Annotated in this window: 1 protein-coding gene; it reads right to left on the minus strand. The window is 76.4% G+C overall.

Annotated elements, in window-relative coordinates:
- Nucleotides 1-208 (minus strand): KR domain-containing protein (locus KN815_RS47840; protein WP_216348031.1); only part of this gene is annotated, 208 nt, incomplete at both ends.

The raw sequence follows: 208 nt of genomic DNA on the forward strand, positions 1-208 counted from the left end.
CCGCAGCACCCGCTCGACACGCTCCGGGGTGAGGGATTCGATGATCCCGTCGTCCAGGACGCCCGCCGCGTGGATCACGGCGGTGAGGGGGTGGTCGGCGGGGATGTCCGCCAGGAGGACGGCGAGCGCGTCCCGGTCGGCCGCGTCGCACGCCGCCCAGGTGACCTCGGCGCCCAACGCGCCCAGCTCGGCGGCCAGTTCGGCGGCG

Origin of the sequence: Streptomyces niphimycinicus (assembly GCF_018883605.1) — a bacterium.
Taxonomy (GTDB): Bacteria; Actinomycetota; Actinomycetes; order Streptomycetales; family Streptomycetaceae; genus Streptomyces; species Streptomyces niphimycinicus.